At 69.5% G+C, this 26407-nt stretch carries 21 protein-coding genes; 12 read left to right on the forward strand and 9 right to left on the reverse strand.

Going from position 1 to position 26407, the window contains the following annotated elements; translation table 11 throughout:
• Positions 1-1200 (forward strand): glycosyltransferase, encoded by a 1200-nt coding sequence (locus OMP43_RS15680; RefSeq protein ID WP_280280458.1) that lies wholly within the window; start codon positions 1-3, stop codon positions 1198-1200.
• On the opposite strand, the gene OMP43_RS15685 is transcribed toward OMP43_RS15680, so the two are convergent.
• Positions 1137-2690, reverse strand: coding sequence for a hypothetical protein (locus OMP43_RS15685; protein WP_280280459.1), 1554 nt, complete (start codon positions 2688-2690; stop codon positions 1137-1139). The genes OMP43_RS15680 and OMP43_RS15685 overlap by 64 nt on opposite strands.
• A gap of 162 nt (positions 2691-2852) precedes the next feature.
• On the opposite strand from OMP43_RS15685, the gene OMP43_RS15690 reads away from it, so the two are divergent.
• Positions 2853-4472 (forward strand): alkaline phosphatase D family protein, encoded by a 1620-nt coding sequence (locus tag OMP43_RS15690; protein WP_280280460.1) that lies wholly within the window; start codon positions 2853-2855, stop codon positions 4470-4472.
• Positions 4473-4619: 147 nt separating this feature from the next.
• Here the strand turns inward: OMP43_RS15690 and OMP43_RS15695 are convergent, their stop codons facing one another.
• From OMP43_RS15695 to pepN, 3 genes are all read right to left on the reverse strand, one after another.
• Positions 4620-6122: an AarF/UbiB family protein gene (locus OMP43_RS15695; protein WP_280280461.1), complete on the reverse strand. Its 1503-nt coding sequence runs from the start codon at positions 6120-6122 to the stop codon at positions 4620-4622.
• Between the two features lie 37 nt (positions 6123-6159).
• Positions 6160-6645: a methylated-DNA--[protein]-cysteine S-methyltransferase gene (locus OMP43_RS15700; protein WP_280280462.1), complete on the reverse strand. Its 486-nt coding sequence runs from the start codon at positions 6643-6645 to the stop codon at positions 6160-6162.
• A 104-nt stretch (positions 6646-6749) separates the two neighbouring features.
• The gene (gene pepN / locus OMP43_RS15705; protein ID WP_280280463.1) at positions 6750-9338 is read right to left on the reverse strand and encodes an aminopeptidase N; all 2589 of its coding nucleotides are present in this window, start codon (positions 9336-9338) and stop codon (positions 6750-6752) included.
• Positions 9339-9458: 120 nt separating this feature from the next.
• Here pepN and OMP43_RS15710 point away from each other — a divergent pair, with 120 nt between their 5' ends.
• From OMP43_RS15710 to OMP43_RS15725, 4 genes are read left to right on the forward strand one after another with little or no spacing between them, the layout of a single operon-like run.
• Entirely contained in the window at positions 9459-11147 is a 1689-nt protein-coding gene (locus tag OMP43_RS15710; protein ID WP_280280464.1) for a M28 family metallopeptidase, read from the forward strand.
• Between the two features lie 2 nt (positions 11148-11149).
• Positions 11150-12736, forward strand: coding sequence for a M20/M25/M40 family metallo-hydrolase (locus OMP43_RS15715; RefSeq protein ID WP_280280465.1), 1587 nt, complete (start codon positions 11150-11152; stop codon positions 12734-12736).
• Entirely contained in the window at positions 12733-14367 is a 1635-nt protein-coding gene (locus OMP43_RS15720; RefSeq protein ID WP_280280467.1) for a M28 family metallopeptidase, read from the forward strand. The genes OMP43_RS15715 and OMP43_RS15720 overlap by 4 nt, the downstream gene beginning before the upstream one ends.
• Before the next feature lie 36 nt (positions 14368-14403).
• Positions 14404-15216 carry an NAD(P)-dependent oxidoreductase gene (locus tag OMP43_RS15725; RefSeq protein WP_280280468.1) on the forward strand — a complete coding sequence of 271 codons (813 nt, stop codon included), beginning with the start codon at positions 14404-14406 and terminating at the stop codon, positions 15214-15216.
• Here OMP43_RS15725 and OMP43_RS15730 read toward each other — a convergent pair.
• Both OMP43_RS15730 and OMP43_RS15735 read right to left on the reverse strand, forming a co-directional pair.
• Positions 15126-16037 carry an EamA family transporter gene (locus OMP43_RS15730; RefSeq protein WP_280280469.1) on the reverse strand — a complete coding sequence of 304 codons (912 nt, stop codon included), beginning with the start codon at positions 16035-16037 and terminating at the stop codon, positions 15126-15128. The two genes, OMP43_RS15725 and OMP43_RS15730, sit on opposite strands and share 91 nt — an antisense overlap.
• Positions 16038-16086: 49 nt before the next feature.
• Complete coding sequence (locus OMP43_RS15735) at positions 16087-17088, reverse strand: beta-eliminating lyase-related protein (protein ID WP_280280470.1); 1002 nt, start codon at positions 17086-17088, stop codon at positions 16087-16089.
• A gap of 158 nt (positions 17089-17246) precedes the next feature.
• Between OMP43_RS15735 and OMP43_RS15740 the strand changes: the two genes are divergently transcribed.
• On the forward strand, positions 17247-18032 hold the full coding sequence (locus OMP43_RS15740) for an alpha/beta hydrolase (protein ID WP_280280472.1): 786 nt from the start codon (positions 17247-17249) through the stop codon (positions 18030-18032).
• Positions 18033-18102: 70 nt separating this feature from the next.
• Here the strand turns inward: OMP43_RS15740 and OMP43_RS15745 are convergent, their stop codons facing one another.
• The 3 genes from OMP43_RS15745 to OMP43_RS15755 form a co-directional block, all read right to left on the reverse strand.
• Positions 18103-19899, reverse strand: a complete 1797-nt coding sequence (locus OMP43_RS15745) for a PBP1A family penicillin-binding protein (protein ID WP_280280473.1) — start codon at positions 19897-19899, stop codon at positions 18103-18105.
• A gap of 344 nt (positions 19900-20243) precedes the next feature.
• On the reverse strand, positions 20244-21830 hold the full coding sequence (locus OMP43_RS15750; protein WP_280280474.1) for a serine hydrolase: 1587 nt from the start codon (positions 21828-21830) through the stop codon (positions 20244-20246).
• A gap of 160 nt (positions 21831-21990) precedes the next feature.
• Positions 21991-22557, reverse strand: coding sequence for an HNH endonuclease (locus OMP43_RS15755; protein ID WP_280280475.1), 567 nt, complete (start codon positions 22555-22557; stop codon positions 21991-21993).
• 98 nt (positions 22558-22655) lie between these two features.
• On the opposite strand from OMP43_RS15755, the gene gluQRS reads away from it, so the two are divergent.
• From gluQRS to egtB, 5 genes are read left to right on the forward strand one after another with little or no spacing between them, the layout of a single operon-like run.
• Entirely contained in the window at positions 22656-23507 is an 852-nt protein-coding gene (gene gluQRS / locus OMP43_RS15760; RefSeq protein WP_280280476.1) for a tRNA glutamyl-Q(34) synthetase GluQRS, read from the forward strand.
• Between the two features lie 9 nt (positions 23508-23516).
• Entirely contained in the window at positions 23517-23750 is a 234-nt protein-coding gene (locus tag OMP43_RS15765; RefSeq protein WP_086127450.1) for a twin transmembrane helix small protein, read from the forward strand.
• A gap of 55 nt (positions 23751-23805) precedes the next feature.
• Positions 23806-24441, forward strand: coding sequence for a LysE family translocator (locus OMP43_RS15770; RefSeq protein WP_280280477.1), 636 nt, complete (start codon positions 23806-23808; stop codon positions 24439-24441).
• A 33-nt stretch (positions 24442-24474) separates the two neighbouring features.
• Positions 24475-25020: a cob(I)yrinic acid a,c-diamide adenosyltransferase gene (locus OMP43_RS15775; protein ID WP_280280478.1), complete on the forward strand. Its 546-nt coding sequence runs from the start codon at positions 24475-24477 to the stop codon at positions 25018-25020.
• A 52-nt stretch (positions 25021-25072) separates the two neighbouring features.
• Positions 25073-26359, forward strand: coding sequence for an ergothioneine biosynthesis protein EgtB (gene egtB, locus OMP43_RS15780; protein WP_280280479.1), 1287 nt, complete (start codon positions 25073-25075; stop codon positions 26357-26359).
• The last annotated feature ends 48 nt before the right edge of the window (positions 26360-26407 follow it).

Raw genomic sequence — 26407 nt, forward strand, 5'->3', positions numbered from 1 at the left:
ATGCGCATCGTCGACGTCAACGAGTTCTACTCGCCGACCGGTGGCGGCGTGCGCACCTATCTCGACCGCAAGATGGGGATCATGGCTGATATGGGCCATGAGCTGACCGTCATCGCGCCGGCGCTCGAATCGAGCGTCGAGGAGCGCCCCGGCGGCGGCCGGATCTTCTGGGTCAAGGCGCCGCCGCTGATCCTCGATCGCAACTACGGCATCTTCGTGCACGACGAGCCGGTGTGGAAGCTGCTCGACATGCTGCGGCCCGACATCGTCGAGACCAGCTCGCCCTGGCTCCCGGCCTGGACGGTGGCGCGCTGGCAGGGCGACGCGGTGAAGGTGTTCTTCGCGCATGGCGACAATATCGGCGCCTATCCGCAGCGCTGGCTCGACAGCGTGGCGACGCCGATCCAGGTCGAGCGGGCCTTTGCCTGGTACACGCGGTACATGAGCCGCTTCCTCGAGCATTACGACGCGTTCGTCACCAACGGCCCGGCGCTGGCCAAGCGGTTCCGCCGGCGCGGCATGCATGTCCACGCCTCGATGCCGCTGGGGATCGAGCGGCAATGGTTCTCGCCCGATCTGCGCGACGAGAAATTGCGCGTGGCGCTGCTCGCCCAGCTCGGCCTGCCGCCGGAGGGGCATCTGCTGCTCGGCCTGGGCCGGCACCACAAGGAGAAGCGCTGGCCGCTGGTGATCGACGCGGTCGAGGCCGCGGCAAACGACCTGCCCGTCGGCCTGATGCTGATCGGCGACGGCCCGCAGCGCCGCCAGCTCGAGGCCCGCATCGCCGGCAGCCCGCACATCAAGATCTTCCGTCCGGTCTATGACCGGGTGCGTTTCTCGCGGATCATGGCCAGCTGCGACGCGCTGATCCACGGATCCGACGCCGAGCCCTTTGGCCTGGTCGCTTCCGAGGCGCTGGCCTCGGGCCTGCCGCTGATCGGGCCCGACGAGGGCGGCTTCGCCGAGCTCGCCGATCCGCTCTTCGCCGAAACCTATCGCGCGCGCGACGCCTATTCGGCGGCCGGCGCGATCCGCCGCATGTTCGCCCGCGAGCAGGCCATTCTGCGCAACGCCGCCCGGGTCGCCGCCGGCAAGGTCCGCAGCGACGCCGACCATGCCGCCGAGCTGATGGCCTATTACGAAGGCCTGCTCGAGGCGAGGCGCGGCGGCGCCGGCGTGCGCGCCGCCGGCAGCGCATAGACCGAGATGCTGAGGTCGCCGAGCGGCCAGCGGCCGCGCAGGCGATAGCCCAGCGCCTCCATTCGCTGCACCGCCAGCTGGTGCGATGCCATGCGCTCGCCGAAATAGACCGGGCGCATCACCACGATCTCTGGCCGTTCGGCGGTGAAGATGCGGTCGATCTCCTGGAGCTGGTCCACGCCCAGCGCGCCATTCTCCCGCTCGCGCGAAAGATGGCTGGGGAAGACCCAGGGCGACACGGTGCAGCGGCCGGTATAGCCGTAGAGGATCGGATTGCCCGAATAGATGTACATGCAGCCCGGGCCGCGTCCGATGCCGTCGGCCAGTGCCTGGAGCTGCGCGGCGTTGCCGCGGTGCAATTTCACGCTGACCAGCCGGGCTTCGCCGCCGAGGGCCGCCACGAGCAGCAGCAGCGGCGCCACCCATTTGCGGCCGGTCTCGGTGCCGCCCAGATAGCCGGCGCAGCACAGGCTGGCGGGCAGCAGGACGGGCAGCGCATAGTGATTGAACCAGGTGCCGAACACGAGCAGCCCGATCACCGCGGCGATGAGCCAGCCGAAGAGCAATGCCCGCACCGGATGCTCGCGGCGCTCGCCCACCGGCACATGGCGCGAGAGCCCGGAGACGATCAGCAGCGGCGCCAGCATCAGCGCCACTTCCAGGAAGTTGCGGATCAGCACCATCGGCGGATCGCTCTGCCGCGCCAGGATCGAGCCGAAATTGGCATAGAACCACGGGTCGCCATGGCCGAGCAGGATGAACACCGCCCAGGCGGTGAGGGTGGGCAGCCAGACCGCCGCCGCCCAGAGCGCGCCGCGCCGCAGCACGTGCGCCATGCTGGTGCCCAGGCGCATCTCGTTCCACATCAGCCACAGGCCGATGAAGATCGCCTCGAAGACCACCGAATATTTGATCTGCATGGCCAGGCCGAGGATCAGCATCGCCGCGGTGGCGCGGTGGATGCGCCGGCGGTCGTCGCTCGCATCGTCGGGGCGCGGCACGATCAGCAGCACGGCCCAGGCCGTCAGCAGATTGTAGAAGACCGGCGCCTGCCCGCCCTGGCCGTCGGCGAAATTGAGCATGAGCAGATAGAGGAGCGCGGCGGGCAGGCCGCCACGGCTCCAGCCGGCCTTGTCGGCGAGCCGCCAGATCAGCAGCGCGGTGCCCACCACGGCGGCGAGCGCCATCGCCTGATAGACCCAGATCCCCGCCGGCGTGCCGAAGGCGGCCGGCAGCAGATAGACCAGGAACAGCCCGACCGGCTTGCGGTCCCAGACATCGACAAAGGGAACGGCACCGTGCAGCATCTGCTGTGCGGTGACGAGGTAGAATTCCTCATCGATATGGACGACGGGATTGCCAAAGGTGATCGCGCGCGCCGCCACGGCGGCGAGCAGCAGGATCGACCAGCGCGGCAAGGCGGCGATCGCGACGACCAGATCGGAAAGGCGAGCAGTCCGGCTCCCCAGCACTTCGGACTTGCTTGCCATCAGGAGCGCGGCGCCCCGGGCGGAAGGAGATGCAGCATGATTGTCGAAGGGACCCTTCCCGGTGAATTCTGACCCGTGCTTAGCGCCGCGCGCGCGCGCTGTCACGAACTCGCCACGAGAGCACGGCAAGGCTTGCGATGAAATAGTCCGGGAACGCTACAAATGACGCTTCGCACCGATCGCCGCTCGCTTCTCCTCACCGGCACGCTGGGCCTTGGCGCGCTGGCCATTCCGGGCTTCTCGCTGGCCCAGGCGCTGGCCACCGGCTTCACGCATTCGGTCGCCAGCGGCGAGCCCGGGCAGGACACGATGCTGCTCTGGACCCGCTATGTTCCCGCCGATGGCGGCGCGGCGAAGCTCAGGGCCGAGATTTCGAAGACCGCGGATTTCGCGAAGATCGCCTCGGGCGGCGAGCAGATCACCGGCCCGTGGCGCGACCACACCGCCAAGATCACCGTCGAGGGGCTCGAGCCGGGCACCAGCTATTTCTATCGCTTCGTCGGCCCCGATGGCAGCTTCTCGCCGGTGGGCCGGACGAAGACGCTGCCGGCGGGCAATGTCGGCCGCTTCGGCATCGGCGTCTTTTCCTGCGCGAACATGCCGTTCGGCTTCTTCAATGCCTATGGCCATGCCGCGGCACGCGCCGATATCGACCTGTGGGTGCATCTCGGCGACTATCTCTACGAATATAAGCGGGGCGGCTATGCGCCGGCCGGCGGCGCGGTGGCGGATCGCTGGCCCGAGCCGGCGACCGAGATGGTCCATCTCGCCGATTATCGCCTGCGCTATGCCAGCTATCGCAGCGATCCCGATCTGCAGGAACTGCACCGGGTCAAGCCGATGCTGATCCAGATGGACGATCATGAATCGACCAACAACAGCTGGGAAGGCGGCGCGCAGAACCATCAGCCGGACGAAGGCGACTGGAGCGTCCGCAAGGCGGCGGCGCTGCAGGCGTTCAAGGAATGGCTGCCGGTCTCGGAAACGCCCTGGGGCAGCTACGACATTGGCGGCCTGGCCACGCTGTTCCGCACCGAGAGCCGCCTGCTGGCGCGCAGCGACGAGCCCGATCTCGCCCCGCTGTTCCGCTCCGCCGACGCGCAGAAGGCGCTGATCGCCTTTCGCGACGGCGAATTGCAGGATCCCGCGCGCACCATGCTCGGCACCGAGCAGGAGGTGTGGCTCGGCCACGCGCTGCGCAAGTCGGTGCGCGCCGGCCAGAAGTGGCAGCTGGTCGGCTTCGGCACGATCATGGGCAAGCAGCGCATGCCCGAGCAGGCGCTCGACTGGATCAAGCCGGATGCCCCGGCCCGCACCCGCGCCTATGTCCAGTCGGGCGTGATCGCCAGCAAGCTCGGCGTGCCGTCGGACCTCGACAATTGGGGCGGCTTCCCGGCGGCGCGCGCGCGTTTCCTCAAGTCCGCCCAGGCGGCGGGCGCGAACCTCGTCGTGCTGTGCGGCGACAGCCACAATGCCTGGGCGTTCGACCTGGGGCAGGACGGCAAGCCCGCCGGCGTGGAGTTCGCCGGCCACAGCGTCACCTCGCCGGGCTATGAGAACAGCACCACCACCGATCCGAAGATCATCGCCGCCGGCCTGGTCGCCGCCAATCCCGAGCTGAAATGGTGCGACACCAGCCGCCGCGGCTATATGGCGCTCACCCTCACGCCGGAAAAGGCGAGCAACGACTGGGTGTTCATGGACACGATCACCCAGCGCACCACCAAGGCCAGCGTGGGGCACACCGCGGTGGTGACGCGCGGCCGCAACGTGATGGCATAGGTTGGGGACGCATCTTTTCCTGTCCCTGCCCCTGTTTTCCACCGTCATCCCGGCCTTGAGCCGGGATTCCGCTTCTTCTTCCGTGAGCGAGGCAGCGGGACCCCGGCTCAAGGCCGGGGTGGCGAAGGAAGAATGGGAATCCTCAACCTAAAGCACCAGCGCCATGGCCAGGATCGCCGCCCCGCCCAGCAGCGCGGCGGCGATCCAGCCGGCACCGCTCCGGATCGCGGCGGCGGTCGCCGTGTCGTTCGGCGGCTCGGCCTCGATCCGCCGGATCGCGGCGCGCAGCAGCCGCGGCGCATCGTCGCCGAGCCCCGCCAGCGTCCAGGCGAACATGCCGCCGCTCGCCGCCAGCCGCCCCGGCGCGAAGCGCGCCGCCACCAGCCGCGCCGCCGCCCGCCGGATCGCGTCGGACAGGTCGAAGCCCGGCGCGATGCGCGCGAGCACGCCGTCCATCGTTACAAACGCCTTGAACACCAGCAGCAGGTCCGGCGGCATCACCAGCCCTTCCTCGCGCAGCAGCCGCAGGAAATCGGGCACCATCTCCGCCATGACGATGCGCCCGCCGCCATGCCGCTGGACGATCTGCTCGGCGGCGCGATCGATGCGGCCGCGCGGCACGCCATGCCCTTCGGACCAGAGCGCCAGCGTCTCCGCGAGCGCGCGCGGATTGCCCCAGGCCAGCGATAGCACGAAGCCCAGAAACTCCTCGCGCCGTCCCGGCCCGATATGGCCGATCGAGCCCAGGTCGAGCAGCGCCAGCCGGTCGCCGGGCAGGCAGAGCAGGTTGCCGGGGTGCGGATCGCCGTGAAAGCGGCCATGGACCAGCACCATCTCGATGACGAGATCGGCGCCCAGCGCGGCGATCGCCGCGGGATCGATCCCGCGCGCTTCCAGTATTTCGGCCGAGAGCGGCTTCACGCCCTCGACATAGTCCATCACCAGCAGCGTCTCGCTGGTCCATTGCCAGTGGATGCCGGGCACGAGCACGCCGGGCTGGCCCGCCAGGTCCTCGCGGATCCGATCGGCGTTGCGGCCTTCCTGGGTGAAGTCCAGCTCCTCGAGCATCGCCTGGCGCAGCTGCCGCGCCAGCGCCACCGGCTCGAAGCGCCGCGCCTCGGCGCTGCCCCGCTCGACCAGCGCGGCCAGCTCGGCGATCAGCCGCATGTCGGCCTCCATCGCGCGGCGGATGCCGGGGCGGCGGACCTTGAGCACGACTTCGCTTCCGTCCCTCAATCGGGCGCGATGGACCTGCGCCATCGACGCGGCGGCGAGCGGTACCGGATCGAAGCGCGCAAACGCGGCCTCGGGCGGCTCGCCCAGCGCTTCCTCCACGGCCGCGCGGATCGCCTCGAAGTCCAGCGTGGGCGCGTCGCTGTGCAGCAGCTCGAGCTCGGCGATCCATTCGGGGGGCAGCAGGTCGCCGCGCGTCGCGAGGATCTGGCCGATCTTGACGAAGCTGGGCCCCAGCGCCTCGAGCGCCAGCCGGGTGCGGCGCGGGAGCGGAAGCGCGCCCGCCTCCGCCTCCGCCCCCTCGTTCGCGAAGCCCAGCCGGGCGAGCAGCACGCCCAGGCCGAAGCGCGCGGCCACGGCCGCGATCTCGCCCACCCGGTCGCGGTCGCGGGCAGTGGTGGCAATCAGCTTGATCATGCGGCGCCAACGCCGGTCCGGCGCGAACGCTCCCGCGTCAGCCGGCGCGGCGCTCCAGCGCGAGCAGATATTCCTTGGCGTCCAGCCCGCCGGCGAAGCCGGTGAGCTTGCCCGTCGATCCGATCACCCGGTGGCACGGGGCAACGATCGAGATCGGGTTGCGTCCATTGGCGGCGCCGACCGCGCGCGACGCCTTGGGGCGGCCCAGCTTCGCGGCGATCTCGCCATAGGAGCGAGTCTCGCCAAAGGGGATGGCGAGCAACTCGGCCCAGACGCTCTTCTGGAATTCGGTCCCGCGGAAATCCAGCGGCAGGTTGAACCGGGTGCGGGTGCCGGCGAAATATTCGCGCAGCTGGGTCTCGGCCGCGATCAGCACCGGATGCCCGGCATCGCCGGTCGCTTCGTCCAGCTTCACTCGGTCGGGCGAGTCGTTCTCCCACAGGATCGCGACAAGGCCCTTGGCGCTGGCGACAAGGGTGAGCGCGCCGACGGGCGAGGGGATGGTCTTGGTCGACAAGGTCATGCTGTGTCTCCTTACCCCGCCGATATGGACGGCGGCCCCGGGAATCGCTTCCCGGTGCCTGCGTTCAAAGCAAATACGTCACCCCCGCCTTGGCCGGGATGGCGCTAGTCCAGCGACTTGCTCGCCTGCTCGAACATGTCCTTGCTCAGGCCCGGCGTGGCGACGATCCGCTCCAGCTCGGCGCGCATCCTGGCCGCGCGCGCCGCGTCGAAGCGCTTCCAGCGGCCGAGTGGCGGCACCAGCCTGGCCGCGGTCTGCGGATTGAGCCGGTCGAGCGCGATCAGCTGGTCGGCGACGAAGCGATAGCCGCGGCCCGAGGGATCGTGGAACGCGCGCTGGTTGACGCTGAACGCGCCGATCAGCGCCCGTGCGCGGTTCGGGTTGGCGAGCGTGAAGTCCTTGTGCGCCGCCAGCGCCTCGACCGCCCGGGCGGTATCGTCGCGCGATGAGAGCGCCTGGGTCTGGAACCATTTGTCGAGCACCAGCGCATTGCCCTGGTAGCGCTGGTAGAAGGCCGCCAGCGCCGCCTCGCGCCGGTCCGAGTCGCCATTGACCAAAGTGGTCAGCGCGCCCTGGCGATCGGTCATGTTGTCCGCCGCCTCGAACTGGCCGAAGGCGAGCGCGGCGGCGTCGTCCGCGCCGCTCGCCGCGACATAGCCGAGCGCCACCGTCTTCAGCCGCCGCGCGCCCTTGGCGGCCGGCGAATATTCGAAGCGATTGGCCTGTGCCCCGTCATAGGCGGCGCGCCATTCACCCTCCAGTGCCTTGCCCAGGTCGGCGCGGAGCGCCTCGCGCGCCGCGAAGATCGCATCGGGATCGACCACGCCCATCTGGTCGCCGATGAAGCTGTCCGACGGCAGCAGCACCGCTTCCGCGACGAATGCCTTGTCGAGCGCGGAATCGCGCAGGGTGTTCCGCACCGCCTCGATCACCGCGCCATGCTCGCCCCTGCCGCTGGTCACGGCGGCGACCAGCGTGTCGAGCATCAGCTGCTGCATCGCCTCGTAGCGGGCGAAGGGATCGTCGTCATGCGCGGAGAGGAAGGCGAGGTCACTCGCCGTGCGGTTGGTCTCGACGATCACCGGGGCGGAGAAGCCGCGGTTGATCGAGAGCACCGGCGCCTCGGACAGATTCTCGAACAGGATCTCCTGCGCCGCGTCCTTGAGCAGGATCAGCTGCTCGTCGCACATCGGCCGCCCGGTAATCCCGCCGAACAGCTTGAGCCTGAGCGGCAGCACCATCGGCTCCTTGGCCGGCTGGCCCGGCGTCGGCGGTACGGCCTGGGCGAGCCTGAGGCGGGCGCGGCCGCCCTCCTGGCTCAGCGTCGCGGAGACGCGCGGCGTGCCCGCCTGGCTGTACCAGCGGCGGAACTGGGTCAGGTCCACCCCGCCGGCTTCCTCCATGCAGCGGACGAAATCCTCGCAGGTGGCGGCGGTGCCGTCGAACCGGTCGAAATACAGGTCGGTCGCGGCGCGGAACTTCTCGCGCCCCAGGATGGTCGACATCATCCGGATCACTTCGGCGCCCTTGTTGTAGATGGTCGCCGTGTAGAAGTTGGAGATCTCGATATATTCGTCCGGGCGCACCGGATGGGCGAGCGGGCCGGCGTCCTCGGGGAATTGCGACGCGCGCAGACCGCGCACGTCCTCGATCCGCTTGACCGCCTTGCTGCCCTGGTCGCCGGAGAAGCTCTGGTCGCGGAAGACGGTGAAGCCTTCCTTCAGGCTGAGCTGGAACCAGTCGCGGCACGTGACGCGGTTGCCCGACCAGTTGTGGAAATATTCGTGCGCCACCACTGCGGCGATCGCGTCGTAATCATAGTCGGTGGCGGTGTCGGGATCGGCGAGGATGTAGCGGCTGTTGAAGACGTTCAGCCCCTTGTTCTCCATCGCGCCGAAATTGAAGTCGTCCACCGCGACGATGTTGAACACGTCGAGGTCGTACTCGCGGCCATAGACGCTCTCGTCCCAGGCCATCGACAGCTTGAGCGCGTGCAGCGCGTGATCGGTCTTGGGCAAGTCGCCTTCGCGCACCCAGATGCCGAGATCGACCGTCCGCCCGGTCATCGTGGTGAAGGTGCCGCGATTGGCGACCAGGTCGCCGGCGACCAGCGCGAACAGATAGCTCGGCTTGGGGAAGGGATCGTGCCACTCGGCCCAGTGGCGCCCGTCGCCCGCATCGCCCTGCGCGATCGGATCGCCGTTCGCCAGCAGCACCGGGAAGCGCGCCCGATCGGCGGTCATCCGCACCTTGTACCTGGAGAGCACGTCCGGCCGATCGGGGAAGAAGGTGATGCGGCGAAAGCCCTCTGCCTCGCACTGGGTGCAGAGCATGCCCGACGAGGCATAAAGGCCCTGCAGCTGGGTATTGCGCTCGGGCGCGATCGTCACGACCGTCTCGATCTCGTGCGCGTCGCTGTCGAGCGGGATCACCAGGTCCGCGCCGTCCATGCGCCAGCCCTGGGCCTCGGCACCGTCGACCTTCACCGACTCCGCCGCCAGTCCGTCGCCGTTCAGCACCAGCGGCCGGTCGTGCGCGCCGCTGCGCGCCACCTTCAGCGTGGCGCGGACCCGCGTCGCCACCGGATCGAGATCGAAGTCGAGCGCGATCTCGGGAACCGTCCAGTCGGGCGCGCGATAATCCTCGCGGCGCGTGATGTGCGGAGTCTGCGGGGCGTTGGAAGCGTCTGCCATGGTGCCTCGGATATAAGGGCAAGCTCGGCGCTCGCCACCTTGAAAATCTGCCGGCTTGCGCCTGCGCCAAGCCGTGCTACCGAAGCGATATACCGAGTTGCCGCCGAGAGGTTCCCCCACATGATCCGCACCACCACGCCGCTGGCCCTTGCGCTGATGCTGGCGCTGCCCGCCTATGCCCAGAACGCGCCCGCTCCGGCGCCCGCCCCGGCCCCCACTGCCGCCGAGCGCAATGCGATCGTCAATGCCGAGCTGCCCGCCGACCAGGCGGCGCTCAAGAGCCATGTCATGTTCCTCGCCTCGGACGCGCTGAAGGGCCGCGAGGCCGGCAGCCCCGAATTCGACATCGCCGCCCAGTATGTCGCGTCGCAATTCTACGCGGCCGGGCTCAAGCCGGCGGGCGACGAGGGCGGCTATCTGCAGAAGGTGCCGCTGGTCAGCGCCAAGCTGGACGGCCCCGGCACGATGACGGTGACGGACAAGGGCGGCACGCCGGTCGCGCTCGAATTCGGCAAGGATTTCGTTTCCTCGGCCAATCCCGAGACGCCCAGCTACAGCGTCACCGCGCCGGTGGTGTTCGTCGGCTATGGCATCGTCGGCCAGGGCCGCGACGACTATAAGGGCGTCGATGTGAAGGGCCGGATCGTCGCCTATTTCGGCGGCGCGCCCGAGAGCTTCCCCGGCGAGGTCGCCGCGCATTTCTCCAATCCCGCCGCCAAGGCCGAGATCGCGGCGAAGCACGGCGCGATCGCTACGATCACGATTGAATCGCCGCGCGTCGGCAAGGCGCCACCGTTCAGCCTCTATATCACCTACGCGTCGCGGTCGCGCTTTACCTGGGGCAATCCCGACGGCACCGGCCATATCGCCGCGCCGGGCACGCCCTCGGCCGGCACGGTCAGCCTGGTCGGCGCCGAGAAGCTGTTCGCCGGCGCCAGGCAGAAATGGGCCGATATCGCCAAGGCGGCCGCGGCGCCCGACGCGGTGTTCAAGGCGGAGGCGTTGCCGGTGACCGTCACCGTCGCCGCCAAGACCGCGCTCACGCCGGTGAAGAGCTACAATGTCGCCGGCATGCTGCCGGGCAGCGATCCGGCGCTGTCGAAGGAAGTCGTGGTCCTTTCCGCGCATCTCGACCATATCGGGGTCGGCCGGCCCGACAAGACCGGCGACACGATCAACAACGGCGCGCTGGACGACGCGGTCGGCATCGCCTCGCTGATCGAGGAGGCCAAGCGCTTCAAGACGGCGGGCACGAAGCCGCGCCGCTCGATCCTGTTCCTCGCCGTCACCGCCGAGGAGAAGGGGCTGGTCGGCTCGGACTATTTCGCCAACAACCCCACCGTGCCGCTGTCGAGCATCGTCGCCGACGTCAATCTCGACATGCCGATCATCACCTACAAGTTCCAGGACATCGTGGTGTACGGCGCCGGCCATTCCACGCTGGGCCCGATCGTCGAGCGGGCGGGCAAGGCGATCGGCGTGCCGCTGTCGGACGATCCGCTGCCCGGCGAGAACATCTTCGTGCGCTCGGATCACTATAATTTCGTCCGCAAGGGCGTGCCCTCGGTCTTTCTCTGGCCCGGTGCCGGCGGCCCGGGCCGTGCCGCGATCGACGATTTCATGAAGAACCATTATCACCGGCCCTCGGACGAGATCGGCCAGCTGCCGGCGATCGACTGGGAATCGGGCGTGCGCTTCGTCGACGTGAACTATCGCATCGCCCGCGAGATCGCCGATGGCGAGCAGCGGCCGATGTGGAACAAGGGCGATTTCTTCGGCCTCACCTATAACGGCGCGGGGGCCAAGTGAGCATGAAGCGCGCATTCCTCCTGGCCGCGACCCTGCTCGCGGCGGCGCCCGCCTTCGCCCAGGATCTCGGCAAGGACGCGGCGGCGCTGAAGGCGCATGTCCAGTTCCTCGCCTCCGATGCGATGAAGGGCCGCGACACCGGCTCGCCCGAGCTGGCCATCGCCGAGCAATATGTCGCGGCACAGATGCTCGCGGCGGGGCTCAAGCCCGCGGGCGCGGGCGGCGGCTGGCTCCAGCCGGTGCCGCTGGTCGCCTATAAATCGGCCGATCATGGCACGCTGTCGCTCAACCGCGGCGGCGTCGAGACTGCGCTGGTCTGGGGCAAGGACTATGTCGCCCGCGCGGTGCCGTCGAACCCCAAGGTCGCGGTGTCGGGGCCGGTGGTCTTTGTCGGCTATGGCAGCGAGGCCGAGTATAAGGGCCTCAAGACCAAGGGCGCGATCGTCGCGGTGCTGCGCGATTCGCCGCACGACCTGCCGAGCGACATTCGCGCGCATTCCGGCCAGCCCGAGCAGCAGGCGGCGGTGGCCGCCCGCCACGGCGCCGTCGGCGTCATCCTGATCGAAGGCAATGCCCGCCACGCGATCTTTCCGTTCTCCGTCAGCGTCGGCTATGCGCAAAGCGAGGCGATGACCTGGGCCGGCTCCGAAGCCGGCGCCGGCGCACCGCCCTTCGCCTATGTCGGCTTCGAAGGCGCCGCCAAGCTGTTCGCCGGTTCGAAGATCCAGTGGGAGGCCGTGCTCGCGGCCGACAAGGCGGACCGGAAACTGCCGACCGGCGCGCTGGACGTAACCGCCACCGGCACCGCCAACACCGCGATCCGCACGCTCACCAGCAACAATGTCGCCGGCGTGCTGCCGGGTACCGACAAGGCGGGCGAATATGTTGTCCTCTCCGCCCATCTCGATCATGTCGGCGTGGGCAAGCCCGATGCGAAGGGCGACACCATCTATAACGGCGCGATGGACAATGCCGTCGGCACCGCCGCGATGCTGGAGGTCGCCCGGCGCTTCCAGGCTTCGGGCAAGGCGCCGCGCCGCTCGATCCTGTTCGTCGCGGTGACGGCGGAGGAGAAGGGCCTGGTCGGCTCCGAATATTTCGCCGCCAACCCCACCGTGCCCAAGGGATCGATTGTCGCCGACGTCAATCTCGACATGCCGATCCTGACCTATGACTTTGTCGATCTGGTCGCCTATGGCGCGGATCGCAGCACCCTGGGCAAGCTGGTCGAGGCGGCCGCCGCGGCCGAGGGCGTCAAGCTCGTCCCCGATCCCACGCCCGAGGAAGCCTCGTTCGTCCGCTCGGATCACTACAGCTTCGTCAAGGCGGGCATCCCGGCGGTCTCGCTCGATCTCGGGCCCGGCGGCCCGGGCGCGGCGGCGACCAAGGAGTTCCTCGACAAGCATTATCACCAGCCTTCGGACGAAGTGGGGCTGATCGACTGGAAGCAGGGGTTGCGCTTCGTCAGCCTCAACTATGCGATCGCCCGCGCCATCGCCGATGCCGATCAGAAGCCGGTGTGGAACAAGGGCGATTTCTTCGGCACGCTCTACAAGGGGCCGATGGCCCAGGGGTCTTCGGAAAAGTGATCTTCCAACGCTTCCTCCTGGCGGTGGCGGCGCTGTTCGCCGCGCCGCTCGCCCAGGCGCAGACCGCGCCGCAGGCCGGGGCCCCGCTTCCGCCCGACCAGGCGGCGCTGAAGGCGCATGTCCAGTTCCTTGCCGCCGATGTCCTGCGCGGGCGCGAGGCGGGAACGCGTGACTATGACGTGGCGGCCGAATATGTGGCGGCGCAGATGCTCGCGATCGGCCTGGCGCCCGGCGCGGCGGGAAGCTGGTTCCAGCCGTTCAAGCTGGTCTCGTACAAGCCGGCCGAAAAGGCGAAGTGGAGCCTGGTGCGCGGCGCGATGGAGATCCCGCTCCAGTTCGGCATCGACTATGTCAACACGCCGGCGCCGGCCACGCCCGATTTCAAGGCCGAAGGCGGCATCGTCTTCGCGGGCTATGGCATCGTCTATCCCGAGGGGCGGCGCGACGATTACAAGGGGCTCGACGTGAAGGGGAAGATCGTCGCGATCCTTCCCGGCGTGCCCCAGGGGCTGCCCAACGAAGTCGAGGCGCATTTCGGCGACGACGAGCAGAAGGCGGCGATCGCGCAGCAAAAGGGCGCGGTGGCGGTGATCGTGCTCGAATCGCTCGCCCAGCGCGAGCAGATCCCGTTCGAGGCGATCGTTCCCTATTATGATTATGGGCGCACCACCTGGGCCCGCCCCGACGGCACTGCCTTCGCGATCGCGGCGGGCGCACCGCCGGTTGGCTATGTCGGCCCGGCCGGCGCGGAGAAGCTGTTCCAGGGCGCGAAGATCCGCTGGGCGGACGTGCTCGCCGCCCAGCGCCGGGGCTCGAGGATTCCCACCGGGACGCTGCTCGGCACGCTCCGGGTCGCGAGCAAGACCAAGCTGGTGACGCAGGCGACGCGCAACGTGGTCGGGCTGATCCCGGGCGGCGATCCGGCGCTGAAGGCCGAATATGTCGTTCTCTCCGCCCATCTCGATCATGTCGGCATGGGGGATGCGGTCAATGGCGACCGCATCTACAATGGCGCCATGGACAATGCGATCGGCGTCTCGACCATGCTCGAGGTCGCGCGCAAGTTCGTCGCCTCGGGCGAGAAGCCCCGGCGCTCGATGCTGTTCGTGGCATTGTCAGGGGAGGAGAAGGGCCTGCTCGGCTCGGACTATCTCGTCCATTATCCGCCGGTCCCGAAGGCGGGGCTGGTCGCCGACGTCAACATGGACATGCCGATCCTGACCTATCCGCTGGTCGATGTCGTCGCGCTGGGGGGCGAGCGCTCCAGCCTCGGCCCGGCGATCGCCGCGGCGGCCGCGACCGAGGGGCTGGCCGTCGTCCCCGATCCGAGCCCGGAGGAGATGTTCTTCGTCCGCTCGGATCACTACAGCTTCGTGAAGTCGGGCATTCCGGCGGTGTCGATCGATACCGGCCCGGGCGGGCAGGGCGCAGAGGCGCAGAAGAAGTTCCTCGCGGAGAATTATCACAAGCCCTCGGACCAGATCGACCTGCCGTTCGACTGGAATTCGGCCGCCAAATATATGCGGCTGAACTATGCCGTCGCCCGCGCGCTCACCGACGCGCCCGCGCGGCCGCGCTGGAACAAGGGCGATTTCTTCGGGGTCCAGTTCGGTGGATATGGCGCGCAGTGATCCTTGCTCCCCTCCTTCGAAGGGAGGGGAAGCCAGATGCGGCTGCTGATCTTCGGCCCCGGCTATGCCGCCACCCGCCTGATCGCCCGGCTCGCCGGCCGGGCGGAAATCGCCACCGTCACTCGCGAGAGCTTCGCTGGCCGCGCGGGCGACATCGCCCGCGCCACGCACATCCTCTCCACCGTTCCGCCGGGTGAGGAAGACCCCGTCCTCGCGACCTATGGCAGCCAGATCGCGGCCGCGGGCGCCTGGATCGGCTATCTTTCCTCGACCGGCGTCTATGGCGACACCGGCGGCGCCTGGGTCGACGAGACGGCGCCCATGGGCACCGGCCGCCGCACCGCGCGGGCACGGGCGGACGCGGCCTGGCTGGCGCTTGCCGGCGCGCATGTGTTCCGCCTGCCGGGCATCTATGGCCCCGGCCGCTCCCCGCTCGACCGCATCCGCGCCGGCACCGCGCCGCGGATCGACCTGCCCGGCCAGGTGTTCAGCCGCATCCATGTCGACGACCTGGTCGAGGGCGTGATCGCCGGCCTTGCCGGGCCGCCTGGTGCCTATAACCTGGCCGACGATCTCCCGGCCCCGCAGAGCGATGTCGTCGCCTATGGCTGCGCGCTGCTCGGGCTACCGGTTCCGCCGGCCGTCCCGCTGGAGGCGGCGGGGCTGAGTCCCCGGGCGCGCGCCTTTTATGCCGAGAATCGCCGCGTCGCGAACGGCAAGGCGAAGCGGGTGCTGGGCTGGCGCCCGCGCCATGCCGATTACCGGTTGGGCCTGCGCGCCCTCAGCGCCACCACCAGTCCGGCGAGCACCAGCCCCGCGCCGCCCTCCGCCAGCGCGGACCAGCGATAGCCTTCGAACAGCGTCGAGAAGAGCATCGCGATCACCGGGATCAGCACGCTGGTATAGGCCGCCTTGGCCGGGCCGATCGTGCGGATCAGCCGGAAATAGATGCTGAAGGTCAGCGCCGATCCCAGCACGCCGAGATAGAGGATGCCGCCCGCATAGCTGGGCCGGGGGTCGAATGCCGGCGGCCCGGCTGTGGCGAGCGCGAACAGCCCGTCGATCGCCGCTCCGCTCAGCATCGCCCAGCCGAGCATGGTCGCCATCGGATAGGCCTTGGCCGTATCGGTCGCCTGCATGATGTTGGCGATCGAGGCGCACAGCACGCCGGCCAGCGCGATGGCGATGCCGAGCAGCGCCTGTGCCGGCCCCACCGGGCTCAGCCGCGCTTCGTGCAGGAACAGCAGGGCGACGCCCGCCATCGCGATTCCCGAGCCGATGAGCAGCTGGCGCCCCATCTTCTGCCCCAGGAAGATCCGCGCCAGCACCGCATTGGGCACCAGCAGCAATGCATAGACCACCGCCACCACGCCCGAGGTGATGTGCTGTTCGGCGCGATAGACGAAGTTGAAGTTGAACACGAACTGCGCGAGCCCGAGCAGCACCGCGAAGCGCACGCCCCGCGCATCGAGCCGCAGCCCGTCGCCGCGCAGCGCCGCCCAGGCGAGCATGGTCACCCCGGCCACCGCGAAGCGATAGGTGACCGACCAGCTCGGCGGCACCACCGAGAGCTGGTCGCGGATCACGATCCAGGTCGATCCCCAGATCAGCGTGACGATCGCGAAGGGGACCAGGACGGAAAGCCGGGCGGATTGGGGGGAGGCGGCCATCAGCTCCTCCCCGGGCTCGTCTGGGGGAGGAATTGGGGAGGGCCCATCCTCACAACCCCGCAATCGCGTCGGCCAGCGGCCGTATCGCTTCCTCGGCCTGGTCCCAGGAGATCACGAGCCGCGCCTCTCCTACGCCCCAGTCGTAGAAATCGAAGCCGAGCGCGCGCAGCCTCGCCGCTTCCTCGGCGCGCACCTTGAGGAACACTTCATTGGCCTCGACCGGATAGACCAGCCGCTCCCCCGCCGCCCGGGCGAGCAGCTGCGCGCCGGCATTGGCCGCGCGGGCGTTCTTCAGCCACAGGTCGTCCTCCAGCATGGCCAGGATCTGCGCGGCCAGATAGCGGCCCTTGGAGAAGAGCAGCCCCGCCCGCTTGCGGCGATAGAGCGTCGCCTCGGCCAGCTCCGGCCGGAAGAAGATCAGCGCCTCGGCACTCATCCCGCCATTCTTGACGAAGCCGAAGCTCAGCGCGTCGACGCCGGCGCGCCAGGTCACGTCGCCGGGATGGCAGCCGAGATGCGCGACGGCATTGGCGAAGCGCGCCCCGTCCATGTGCAGCCCGAGCTTGCGTTCCCTTGCCAGCGCGCCGATCGCCGCCACTTCCTCGGGCGTATAGGCCAGGCCATATTCGGTCGCGTTGGTGATCGAGATCGCGTGCGGCTGCACCTGGTGCACGTCCGGACGGATCGGATCGATCACCGCGCGGATCGCCTCGGGCGTCAGCTTGGAGCCAGGGCCCTCGCCGGCCAGCAGCTTGGCGCCGTGCGTGTAGAATTCGGGCGCGCCGCACTCGTCGACATTGATATGCGCCTCGCGGTGGCAGACCACCCCGCCATAAGGCGGGCAGAGCGCCGCCAGGGCGAGGCTGTTCGCCGCGGTGCCGGTGGGCACCCACAGCGCGCGTACTTGCGTGCCGAACAGGTCCGAAAAGGCGCCGTCGAGCGCCTGCGACCATTGGTCGCCGTCATAGGCGGTGTCGAGCCGGTTCACGCTTCCCAGCGCGGCGAGCACCTGGGGGCAGACGGCGGCGGCGTTGTCGGAGAAGAAGCGCATGGGAGAGGTCCATGCTGGGGGTCCGCCGCAACGTCAACAACGGGATTGCAGGCGTCCTTGCGATTGACTTCCCCGATCCCGCATGCGAGCCGCGCCGCATATCGGCGGCCGGGAAGGCGGCTGAGATTCTTTCGGCACGATGCCAAGGGAGATCTCAGATGCGCCGCTACCCAAGTTCCCCGTTTCTCGCCCATAATTCGGTCGGCCATGGCCCGCGGAAGGTCATCGTGCTGCACGACTGGCACGGGGATCGCACGACCTACGATCCCATATTGCCCTATCTCGACCGCGAAAGCTTCCAGTACGGCTTTGCCGATCTGCCCGGCTATGGCGCGTCTCGCGATCACCCCGTGCCCGCCGGCGTGGAGCAGCTGGCGCGCGCGATCCTCGCCCTGGGCGACGGGCTGGGCTGGCGGCGTTTCCATCTTGTCGGGCACTCGCTGTCCGCGATGATCGCGCAATGCGCCGCCATGCTCGCGCCCGAGCGGGTCGCCAGCCTTACCGCCGTCTGCCCGCTGCCGGCCAGCGGATCGCCCGCGGACGATGACGCGCTGGCATTCTTTGCCGCGACCGCCGGCAACGACGATGCCTTTCGCCGGCTGATGCGATTCCTGTCAGGCCCGCTCGCGGACGGATGGATCGAGGCCAAGCGGAAGCGCAGCCGCGCGGCTTCGGGAGCGGAGGTCAAGATGGCCTATTTCGATCTGTTCCGAACCGATTTCTCCGCGAAGCTGGCAGGGGCGGCGACGCAGGCCAATCTGATCCTCGGCGATCGCGATCCCGGCCTGGATGCCGCGGCCATGGCGCCGTTGTTCGGGCGCTGGTACGCGGATCTCGCCGTGGAGACGGTCCGCAACTGCGGCCATTATCCGATGGAGGAGGCGCCGCCCGGTTTCGCGGCCATCCTCGAGCGGCTGCTGGCGCGGCAGGCAGTCGCGCCCTGATGCGCGCGGCCGTCCCCGGAGATGCATGGCCACGCGCGTCAGGAGGCCGGCGCGGACCGTCCCGTGCCGGTCAGCGCTCCTCGCCGCGCCGATCGTCCGGGCGGAAGCGATCGGGCGGCGGCGGCGACCCGTCCGGCCCCCGGTCGCGGCGCGGGGGGCGGGGCGCGTCGATCGGCGGCTCGCCCTGCGCGTCGGGGTCGACGCCCTGCGGCACCACCTGGGTCTCGATCCCCGTCCCCTGGATGAAGTCGCCCACGCCGTTCAGCACGTCGCCCAGCGTCACGTCGTTGCCGTCGGGCTCGGTCGTCGGCTCGGGCGGCGGGATGCGCAGGTCGAGCGCGCGGGTCATGAAGTCGCGCCACACGCGCGCGGGCAGGCCGCTGCCCGACAGGCCGGGATTGGGCGAATTGTCGTCATTGCCCAGCCACACGCCGCAGACGATGCCCCCGGCATAGCCGATGAACAGCGCGTCGCGATTGTCCTGGGTGGTGCCGGTCTTGCCATAGGTCGGGATCGGCAGCGCCGCGCCGCGCCCGGTGCCGTCCTCCACCACCGTGCCGAGCAGGCTGCGCAGGTCGTCGAGCTGGCGCCCGTTGAAGCGGGTGGGGCCGCCCAGCCGCTTGGCCAGCCAGTCGCTCGCCGCCTCGTCGTCGCTCAGGCCCTGCGGCCGCACCGGATAGGCGCCGTTGGCCACCGCGGCATAGGCGGCGGTCAGCTCGAGCAGCGACACGGTGGAAGTGCCGAGCGCGATCGAGGCGTCGTCGCCGATCGGCGTGGAGATGCCCAGGTCGCGCGCCGCGCGCGTCACTTCGCGCACGCCCAGCTTCTGGGTCAGCCGCGCGGCGACGACGTTGGAGGATTTGGCGAAGGCCTGGCGCAGCGTGATCCTGCCGGCATAGCTGCCATGCGAATTCTCGGGCTTCCAGTCGCCGATCTGCACCGGGCTGTCGTCGACGATCGTGTCGGGGTCCATGCCGCTGCGCAGCGCCGCCAGATAGACGAACAGCTTGAAGGTCGATCCCGGCTGGCGCCGCGCCTGGGTGGCGCGGTTGAACGGGCTCTCGCCATAGCTCTTCCCGCCCACCATCGCGATCACCCGGCCATCGGGATGCATCGCGACGATCGCGATCTGCGACTTCTTCAGCCCCGCGCCGCGCACCGCCCGCTCGGCGGCCTGCTGCGCGGCGAGCTCGAGCGTCGTCTGCACCGTCTGTTCGGTGCCGACCCCGCCGGCCCGGTCGCGGGCCTGGGGCAGCACCCAGTCGGCGAAATAGGTGCCGTTGGGCAAGTCGTCCCTGGACCGGGTGACGTTGAGCACCGCCGGGCGGATCGCCGCCGCCCGGCCCTTGGTGATCAGGCCGGCGTCGACCATCGCGCCGATCACCAGCTTCTGCCGCTCGCGCGCGCCCTTCAGGTTGCCGGTGGGGGCGAGCCGCGAAGGCGCCTGCACCAGCCCGGCCAGCAGCGTCGCCTGGCTGAGGGTCAGGTCCTCGGGCTCGGTGCTGAAATAATGCCGCGCAGCGGCGCGCAGGCCGTACACATTGTCGCCGAAATAGACGTTGGAGAGATAGCGCGAGAGAATCTCGTCCTTGCTCAGCCACGCCTCGAGCCAGAAGGCGATCAGCACTTCCTGCGCCTTGCGGCCGAAGGTGCGCTGCGAATTGAGAAAGGCGTTCTTGGCGAGCTGCTGGGTGATCGTGCTGCCGCCCTGCGAGCCGCCGCTCTGAGTGACGTTGTGCACGAACGCGCGCAGGATGCCGCGCGGATCGACGCCCCAATGGCTGTAGAAGCGCCGGTCCTCGATCCCGACGAACGCGTTGCGGACATGCGCGGGCAGCTTCGTCGCGTCCACCGGCTCGGCGATCACCTTGCTCTCCGCCGAGGGCAGGCCGATCGCGCGGCGCGGCGCCAGCGCGGGGCATAGTCTCCGGGCGGAGGCATGCCGCCGGACAGCTCGAGCGGCGGCTCCTGCCGTTGCGGCCGCACCCGCCTGAGCGCGTCGCCCACGATTCCCTCGAGCGATGGCGGCCGCCAGGCGCGCGGCTCCGGCCTGGCCGCCGGAGCGGGCGCAGGCTCGAAATCGTCGCCGGACCGGCGCAGCGGAAAACGGACGTTCCTCGGATCGTTCCCGTCAGCCATCAGTCGTCGATTCCGCCGCTCGCATGCGGTCCTTTTAGCGCAGCATCTGTATTACTACAATAATACAGTTGATTACGGCACCGGCACGAAGGCGAGGTGCTGATAGTCATAGCTGAAGTCGGCGAGCGGCGAGAGCGGCTTCATCGTCACGCCGGCCACCTTGCCGTCCCTGATCTCGAAGCTGACCACGGCGTCCTCGCCGGCATCCTTGGCGAAGCGGGTGCGGAAGGCGTCCGGCCCCCAGGGCTCGAGCGCGCTCTTGAAGACGGGGGTCGGCACGAAGTCGATCCACAGCCTGCCGCCCTTCTGGCCCACCACCACATCGCCGTACCAGGGGTCGCGATAGCGCCCGGCATAGGCGGCGAGCGGCAGCGAGGGGCCGCCGGCCGGCGCCTTGTCCACGCCGCCCTCGACGCTCGCCAGCGCCTCGTCCTGCGCTGCCTTCTGGCGGGTGCGGTAGCTCGCCACCCAGTCGAACGCCGGCGCGTCGATCAGCCGGTCGAGGATCGCGTTGCGGATCGCGGCGGAGACGCTTTCCTCGACATTGCTCAGCACCGAGACGCCGATGCCGCGCGATGGCAGCATCCCCGAATAGGTCACCTGGCCGGACAGGCCGCCGCTGTGCTGGATCATCCGCATGCCGCGATAGTCCTGCACGAACCAGCCGAGCGCATAGGCGGCGAGCACCGGCCGCGCCGGATTGGTGTCGGTCGGCCCGTCGCTCGCCGCGGTGATGGTCTGCGGCTTCCACATCTCCTTGGCCTGTTCGGGCGACCAGAGCTGCTTGCCGTCGGGCAGCTTGCCCTGGGCCAGCTGCACCTGCAGCCATTTCGCCATGTCGCTGATGCTGGCGTTGATCCCGCCCGCGGCGTCGACCATCGGGCCCTCGTCGGGCTGGACCACTTCGAGCTTGCCGATCCCGCGCACCGGCGGCCCCAGCCGGGCGTGCCGGCCGGCGACATTGTCGGTCCGGAGCGACTGGCGCGATCCCACCGCGTCGGCCATGCCGAGCGGCACGAACAGCCGCGCCTCGACGAACTTGTCCCAGGCCATGCCCGCCACCCGCTCGATCAGCAGGCCGGCGACGATGTAGAGGATGTTGTCATAGTCATAGCCGGCCCGGAAGCCGCGCGCCGGCTTCAGATAGGGCAGCGCCTTGAGCACGTCCGCGGCGACATGGGTGCCGGCGGGGAAGAACATCAGGTCGCCGGCGCCCAGGGGCAGTCCGGAGCGGTGCACGAGCAGGTCGCGCACCGTCATCATCCCGGTGACGGCGGGATCGGACATGCGGAACTCCGGCAGGTGCTGCACCACCGGGTCTTCCCAGCCGAGCTTGCCCGCGTCGACGAGCAGCGCCAGCGCGGCGGCGGTGAAGGCCTTGGAGTGCGAGGCGATGCCGAAGCGGGTATGCGCGTCCACCGCGCCGGGCTTGCCGAGCGTGCGCACGCCATAGCCCTTCACGAACGCGGGCGCGCCGGGGCGGACGATCGCCACGGCGATGCCCGGCGTCTCGAACGCGGCCATGAAGGGCCGGACGATCGCGTCGACCGCCGCCTCGTCGAGCGCGGCGGCAAGGGCCAGCCGCGGAAAGGCGACCGTGGCGGCGCCGCCCAGCGAAAGCGCCAGCGCCGTGCGCCGGTCGATGGTGAAGCCGCTCATATCTCTATTCCCCGCAAGACCTTGTTGCGGGAATGCTAGCGTGCCCCACCAACTTCGTCACCCCGGCCTTGAGCCGGGGTCCCGCTGCCTTGCCCGCGAAAGAAGAAGCGGGATCCCGGCGCAAGGCCGGGGTGACGAAGGAAGAATATGAGTCCTCAACCTAGGCCAGCAGCTCCACGTCCCAGTAGAGCCAGTCGCGCCAGGTGTCGTGCAGGTAGTTGGGCGGGAAGCGCCGGCCATGCTCCTGGAGCTGCCAGCTGGTCGGCCGGATCGGCTGGAGATAGAGGGGCATCGCGGCCTGCTGGGGAGTGCGCCCGCCCTTTTTGAGGTTGCACGGCGCGCAGGCGGTGGCGACATTTTCCCAGGTGGTGCGCCCGCCCTGGGCGCGGGGAATGACATGGTCGAAGGTGAGGTCGCGATGGCTGCCGCAATATTGGCAGGAGAATTTGTCGCGAAGGAAGAGATTGAAGCGCGTGAAGGCGGGGAATTGCGAAGGCTTCACATATTGTTTGAGCGCGATGACCGAAGGGAGCTTCAGCCTCGCGCTGGGACTTCGCACTTCCCGTTCGTAATAGGAGACGACGTCCACCCGTTCGAGGAACAGCGCCTTGACCGCCGTCTGCCAGGGCCACACGCTCAGCGGATAATAGCTCAGGGGCGTATAGTCCGCATTGAGCACAAGGGCGGGGCAGCTGTCCGGATGGCGGATCAGATCGGGATGATACATGCGCTCCCTCGCCCAAACTATGGTGCCCCGCCTCTCGCCGAGAAGCGTGACGCGCTGATGACAGCATATGCCGCGACTCGCGGTCAAGGGCCGGTTTGATGGTTATCCACACGCGTTTCGCGCCGAGCCCGACGGGGCGGCTGCATCTCGGCCATGCCTGGTCGGCGATCCAGGCGCACGACTATGCGCGGCAACATGGCGGGCGCTTCACGCTGCGCATCGAGGATATCGACGGCACCCGCTCGCGGCCCGAGCATGTCGACGCGATATTGCGGGACCTGGAATGGCTCGGCCTGGGCTGGGACGGCGAGCTGACCTGGCAGTCCCGGCGGCTGCATCTCTATGCGGAAGCGCTCGACCGGTTGCGCGCGGCGGGCCTGCTCTATCCCTGTTTCTGCACCCGCGCCGACATCGCCGCCAGCGCATCGGCGCCGCACGGGCCGGAAGGCGCGCTCTATCCCGGCACCTGCCGCGGGCTGGAAGCGCCGGACCTCTCCCGGCCGCATTGCTGGCGGCTCGACATGGCGAGGGCCATCGGGATCCTCCCCGACGGAGAGGCTCTCTGGTGGCACGATGCCCATGCCGGCCGCGTCCGCGCCGATCCCGCCGCCGCGGGCGACGTCGTCCTCGCCCGCAAGGACGCGCCCGCCAGCTATCATCTCGCCGTCACCGTCGACGACGCCGCCCAGGGCATCACCCATGTCGTGCGCGGCGTGGACCTGTTCGCGGCCACCCATGTCCACCGCCTGCTCCAGGCGCTGCTCGGCCTGCCGACGCCCGAATATCGCCATCACCCGCTCCTGGCCGGCCCCGACGGCACTCGCCTGGCCAAGCGGCACGGCGCGCCGAGCCTGGAGGCGATGCGGCTGGCCGGCGAGGACGGCCGCGCGCTCGCCGAGCGATTGCGCGCGGGGCAACTGCCGGTTGGCATCGCCGCCGCGGGGGCGTAAGCTGGCGGGATGTTCTTCCTCGCCATCCTGCTCGTCGCCGCGATGTTCGCGACTCTGTTCGTCCTCATCAAGGGGCTGGTGAACATGGCGGGCACCACCAGCCAGGACCTGGAGGGGCATGGCGACGGCCCGAGCCCGCGCGCGCTCAAGTCGCAGAAGCTGATGCAGCAACGCATCCTGCTCCAGGCGGTGGCGATCGCGGTGGCCGCGATCATCCTGTTCGTCATGTCGGCCAAGGGCTGACGCGCCGGGGCCGGCGGGCCCCTTTCCAAGACCCCCGATCGCGAAGGCTTCCGCGATGACTCTCCAGACCTGGTGGCTGTTCGTCATGGCCGTGTTCCTGCTCTCGGGAACGCCCGGCCCCAACATGCTCCATATCCTCCAGCGCAGCGTCGATTTCGGCGTGCGGCGGACCGTGGCGGCGATGGCCGGCTGCCTGGCCGGGCTGATGACGATCCTCACCGCTTCCGCCGCCGGCCTCACCGCGCTGCTGCTCGCCATCCCCGGCGCGTTCGAGGTGCTGCGCTGGCTCGGCACCGCCTATCTCGTCTGGCTCGGCATCAAGGCCTGGCGGGCCGATCCGACCCCGCTCGATATCGGCGACGACGCCGCGCTCGCCGACAGGCGCCTCGGCCCGGCCCAGCTCTTCCGCGGCGGCTTCGCGATCAGCATCTCCAATCCCAAGGCGCTGCTGTTCGCGGCCGCCTTCTTCCCCCAGTTCGTCAGCGCCGCCGCGCCCAAGCCGCCCCAGTTCGCGATCCTGGTGCTCACCTTCGCGGTGGTCGAGTGCTTCTGGTACGCCGTCTATGCGCTGGGCGGGCGGGGTCTCGCCCGCCATCTTGCCCGGCCCGCGCTCAAGAAATGGTTCAACCGGCTGACCGGCACGATCTTCATCGGCTTCGGCGTGCTGCTGCTGAAGTCGAAGGCAGCGTAGAATTCGGCCGGCGCGCGGCGTAAACCCCGCCCCATGGTCAAGCTCAACAAGATCTACACCCGCACCGGCGACGACGGCACCACCGGCCTGGTCGACGGCTCGCGCATTTCCAAGGCCGATGCGCGCATGGCGGCGATCGGCGATGTCGACGAGGCGAATTGCGCGATCGGCGTCGCCCGCGCCACGCTCGGCCATCATGCGTTCGGCGGCATGCTCGCGCATATCCAGAACGACCTGTTCGACCTCGGCGCCGATCTCGCCACCCCGGACGGGATCGAGGGCGCGCTGCGCATCACCCCGGCCCAGGTGACCTGGCTCGAGGAGCGGATCGACCACATCAACTCGGCGCTCGCGCCGCTGACCAGCTTCGTGCTGCCCGCCGGCGCCCCGGGCGCGCCCGAGCTCCACCTCGCCCGCGCCGTCACTCGCCGGGCCGAGCGCGCCGCGGTCGCCGCCGGCGCGGGCGGGCTGCCGCTTTCCTATCTCAACCGCCTGTCCGACCTGCTCTTCGTCGCCGCCCGCGCAGTGAACCAAAGCGAGGCCGGCGACGTTCTATGGGTACCGGGGGCGTCCCGCTGACCTATATCTTCTCCGGTTGACGGGCGGAGGCCAGTTGGACTAGGAGAACATAATGCGAACGGAAACGGGATCCGCGCCGGCTTCCAGCGCCCTGGGCGCGAAGTTCCTCCGCACCCGCGCGCTGAGCGAGGCGCTGGTCCGGCCGCTCTCCGATGCCGATGCGACGATCCAGTCGATGGACGATGCCTCGCCCGCCAAATGGCACCTCGCGCATACCAGCTGGTTCTTCGAGACCTTCGTGCTGCGCGACCATGTGCCCGGCTATGCGCTGTTCGACGCGCGCTGGCCCTTCCTGTTCAACAGCTATTACGAGGCGGAGGGCCGGCGCCATGCGCGCCCGCGCCGCGGCATGCTGTCGCGCCCCACGCTGGACGAGATCCGCGCCTGGCGCGCCCATGTCGATGCCGCGCTCGCCGATGCGCTGCCCGATCTTCCGCCGGCGGCCCGGGCCCTGGTGCTGCTCGGCTGCCATCACGAGGAGCAGCATCAGGAGCTGCTGCTCACCGACATCCTCCACCATTTCTCGGTCAACCCGCTCGAGCCCGCCATCTGGCAGGGCGCGCCCAAGGTGCCGGTGGCGATGCCCGGCCCGATCGGCTGGATCGCGGGGCTGGAGGGGCTGGTCGCGGTGGGAGTCGATCCGGCCGGGCCGATGGCCGCTGCCGCGGACGGCGGCTTCGCCTTCGATTGCGAGGGGCCCCGCCACCAGGTGCTGCTCGCGCCCCATGCCATTGCCGATCGCACCGTCACCAATGGCGAATGGGCGGCCTTCATCGCCGATGGCGGCTATCGCGATCCGCGCCACTGGCTGTCCGATGGCTGGGCCTGGGTGCAGCAGGAAGGCGTGGAGGCGCCGCTCTACTGGCGGCGGGAGGGGGATGTGTGGACCCGGTTCGGGCTCGACGGCCGCCGCCCGGTCGATCCCGCCGCGCCGGTCACCCATGTCAGCTTCTTCGAGGCGGATGCCTATGCCAGCTGGGCGGGCGCGCGCCTGCCCACCGAGTTCGAATGGGAAGCGGCCGCCGCGGCGCATGATCCGGCCGGCGGCAACCAGCTCGACGCCGCCGGCCCGGTCGAGCCGCGTCCTTCGGCGGGCGGCCCCGCCTTTTTCGGCGATGTCTGGGAATGGACCGGCAGCGCCTATCGCCCCTATCCCGGCTTCCGGCCGGCGGCGGGCGCGGTGGGCGAGTATAACGGCAAGTTCATGAGCGGCCAGTTCGTGCTGCGCGGATCCTCCTGCGCCACGCCGCGCGGCCATTCCCGCGCGAGCTACCGCAATTTCTTCTACCCCCATCAGCGCTGGCAGTTCACCGGCGTGCGCCTGGCGAAGGACCTGTGATTCCCCTTCGCCACCTCTATTCCGAACCGCTTGGAAAGGCCGGCCAAT

It is taken from the genome of Sphingomonas sp. CBMAI 2297 (assembly GCF_029870595.1).
Lineage (GTDB): Bacteria > Pseudomonadota > Alphaproteobacteria > Sphingomonadales > Sphingomonadaceae > Sphingomonas.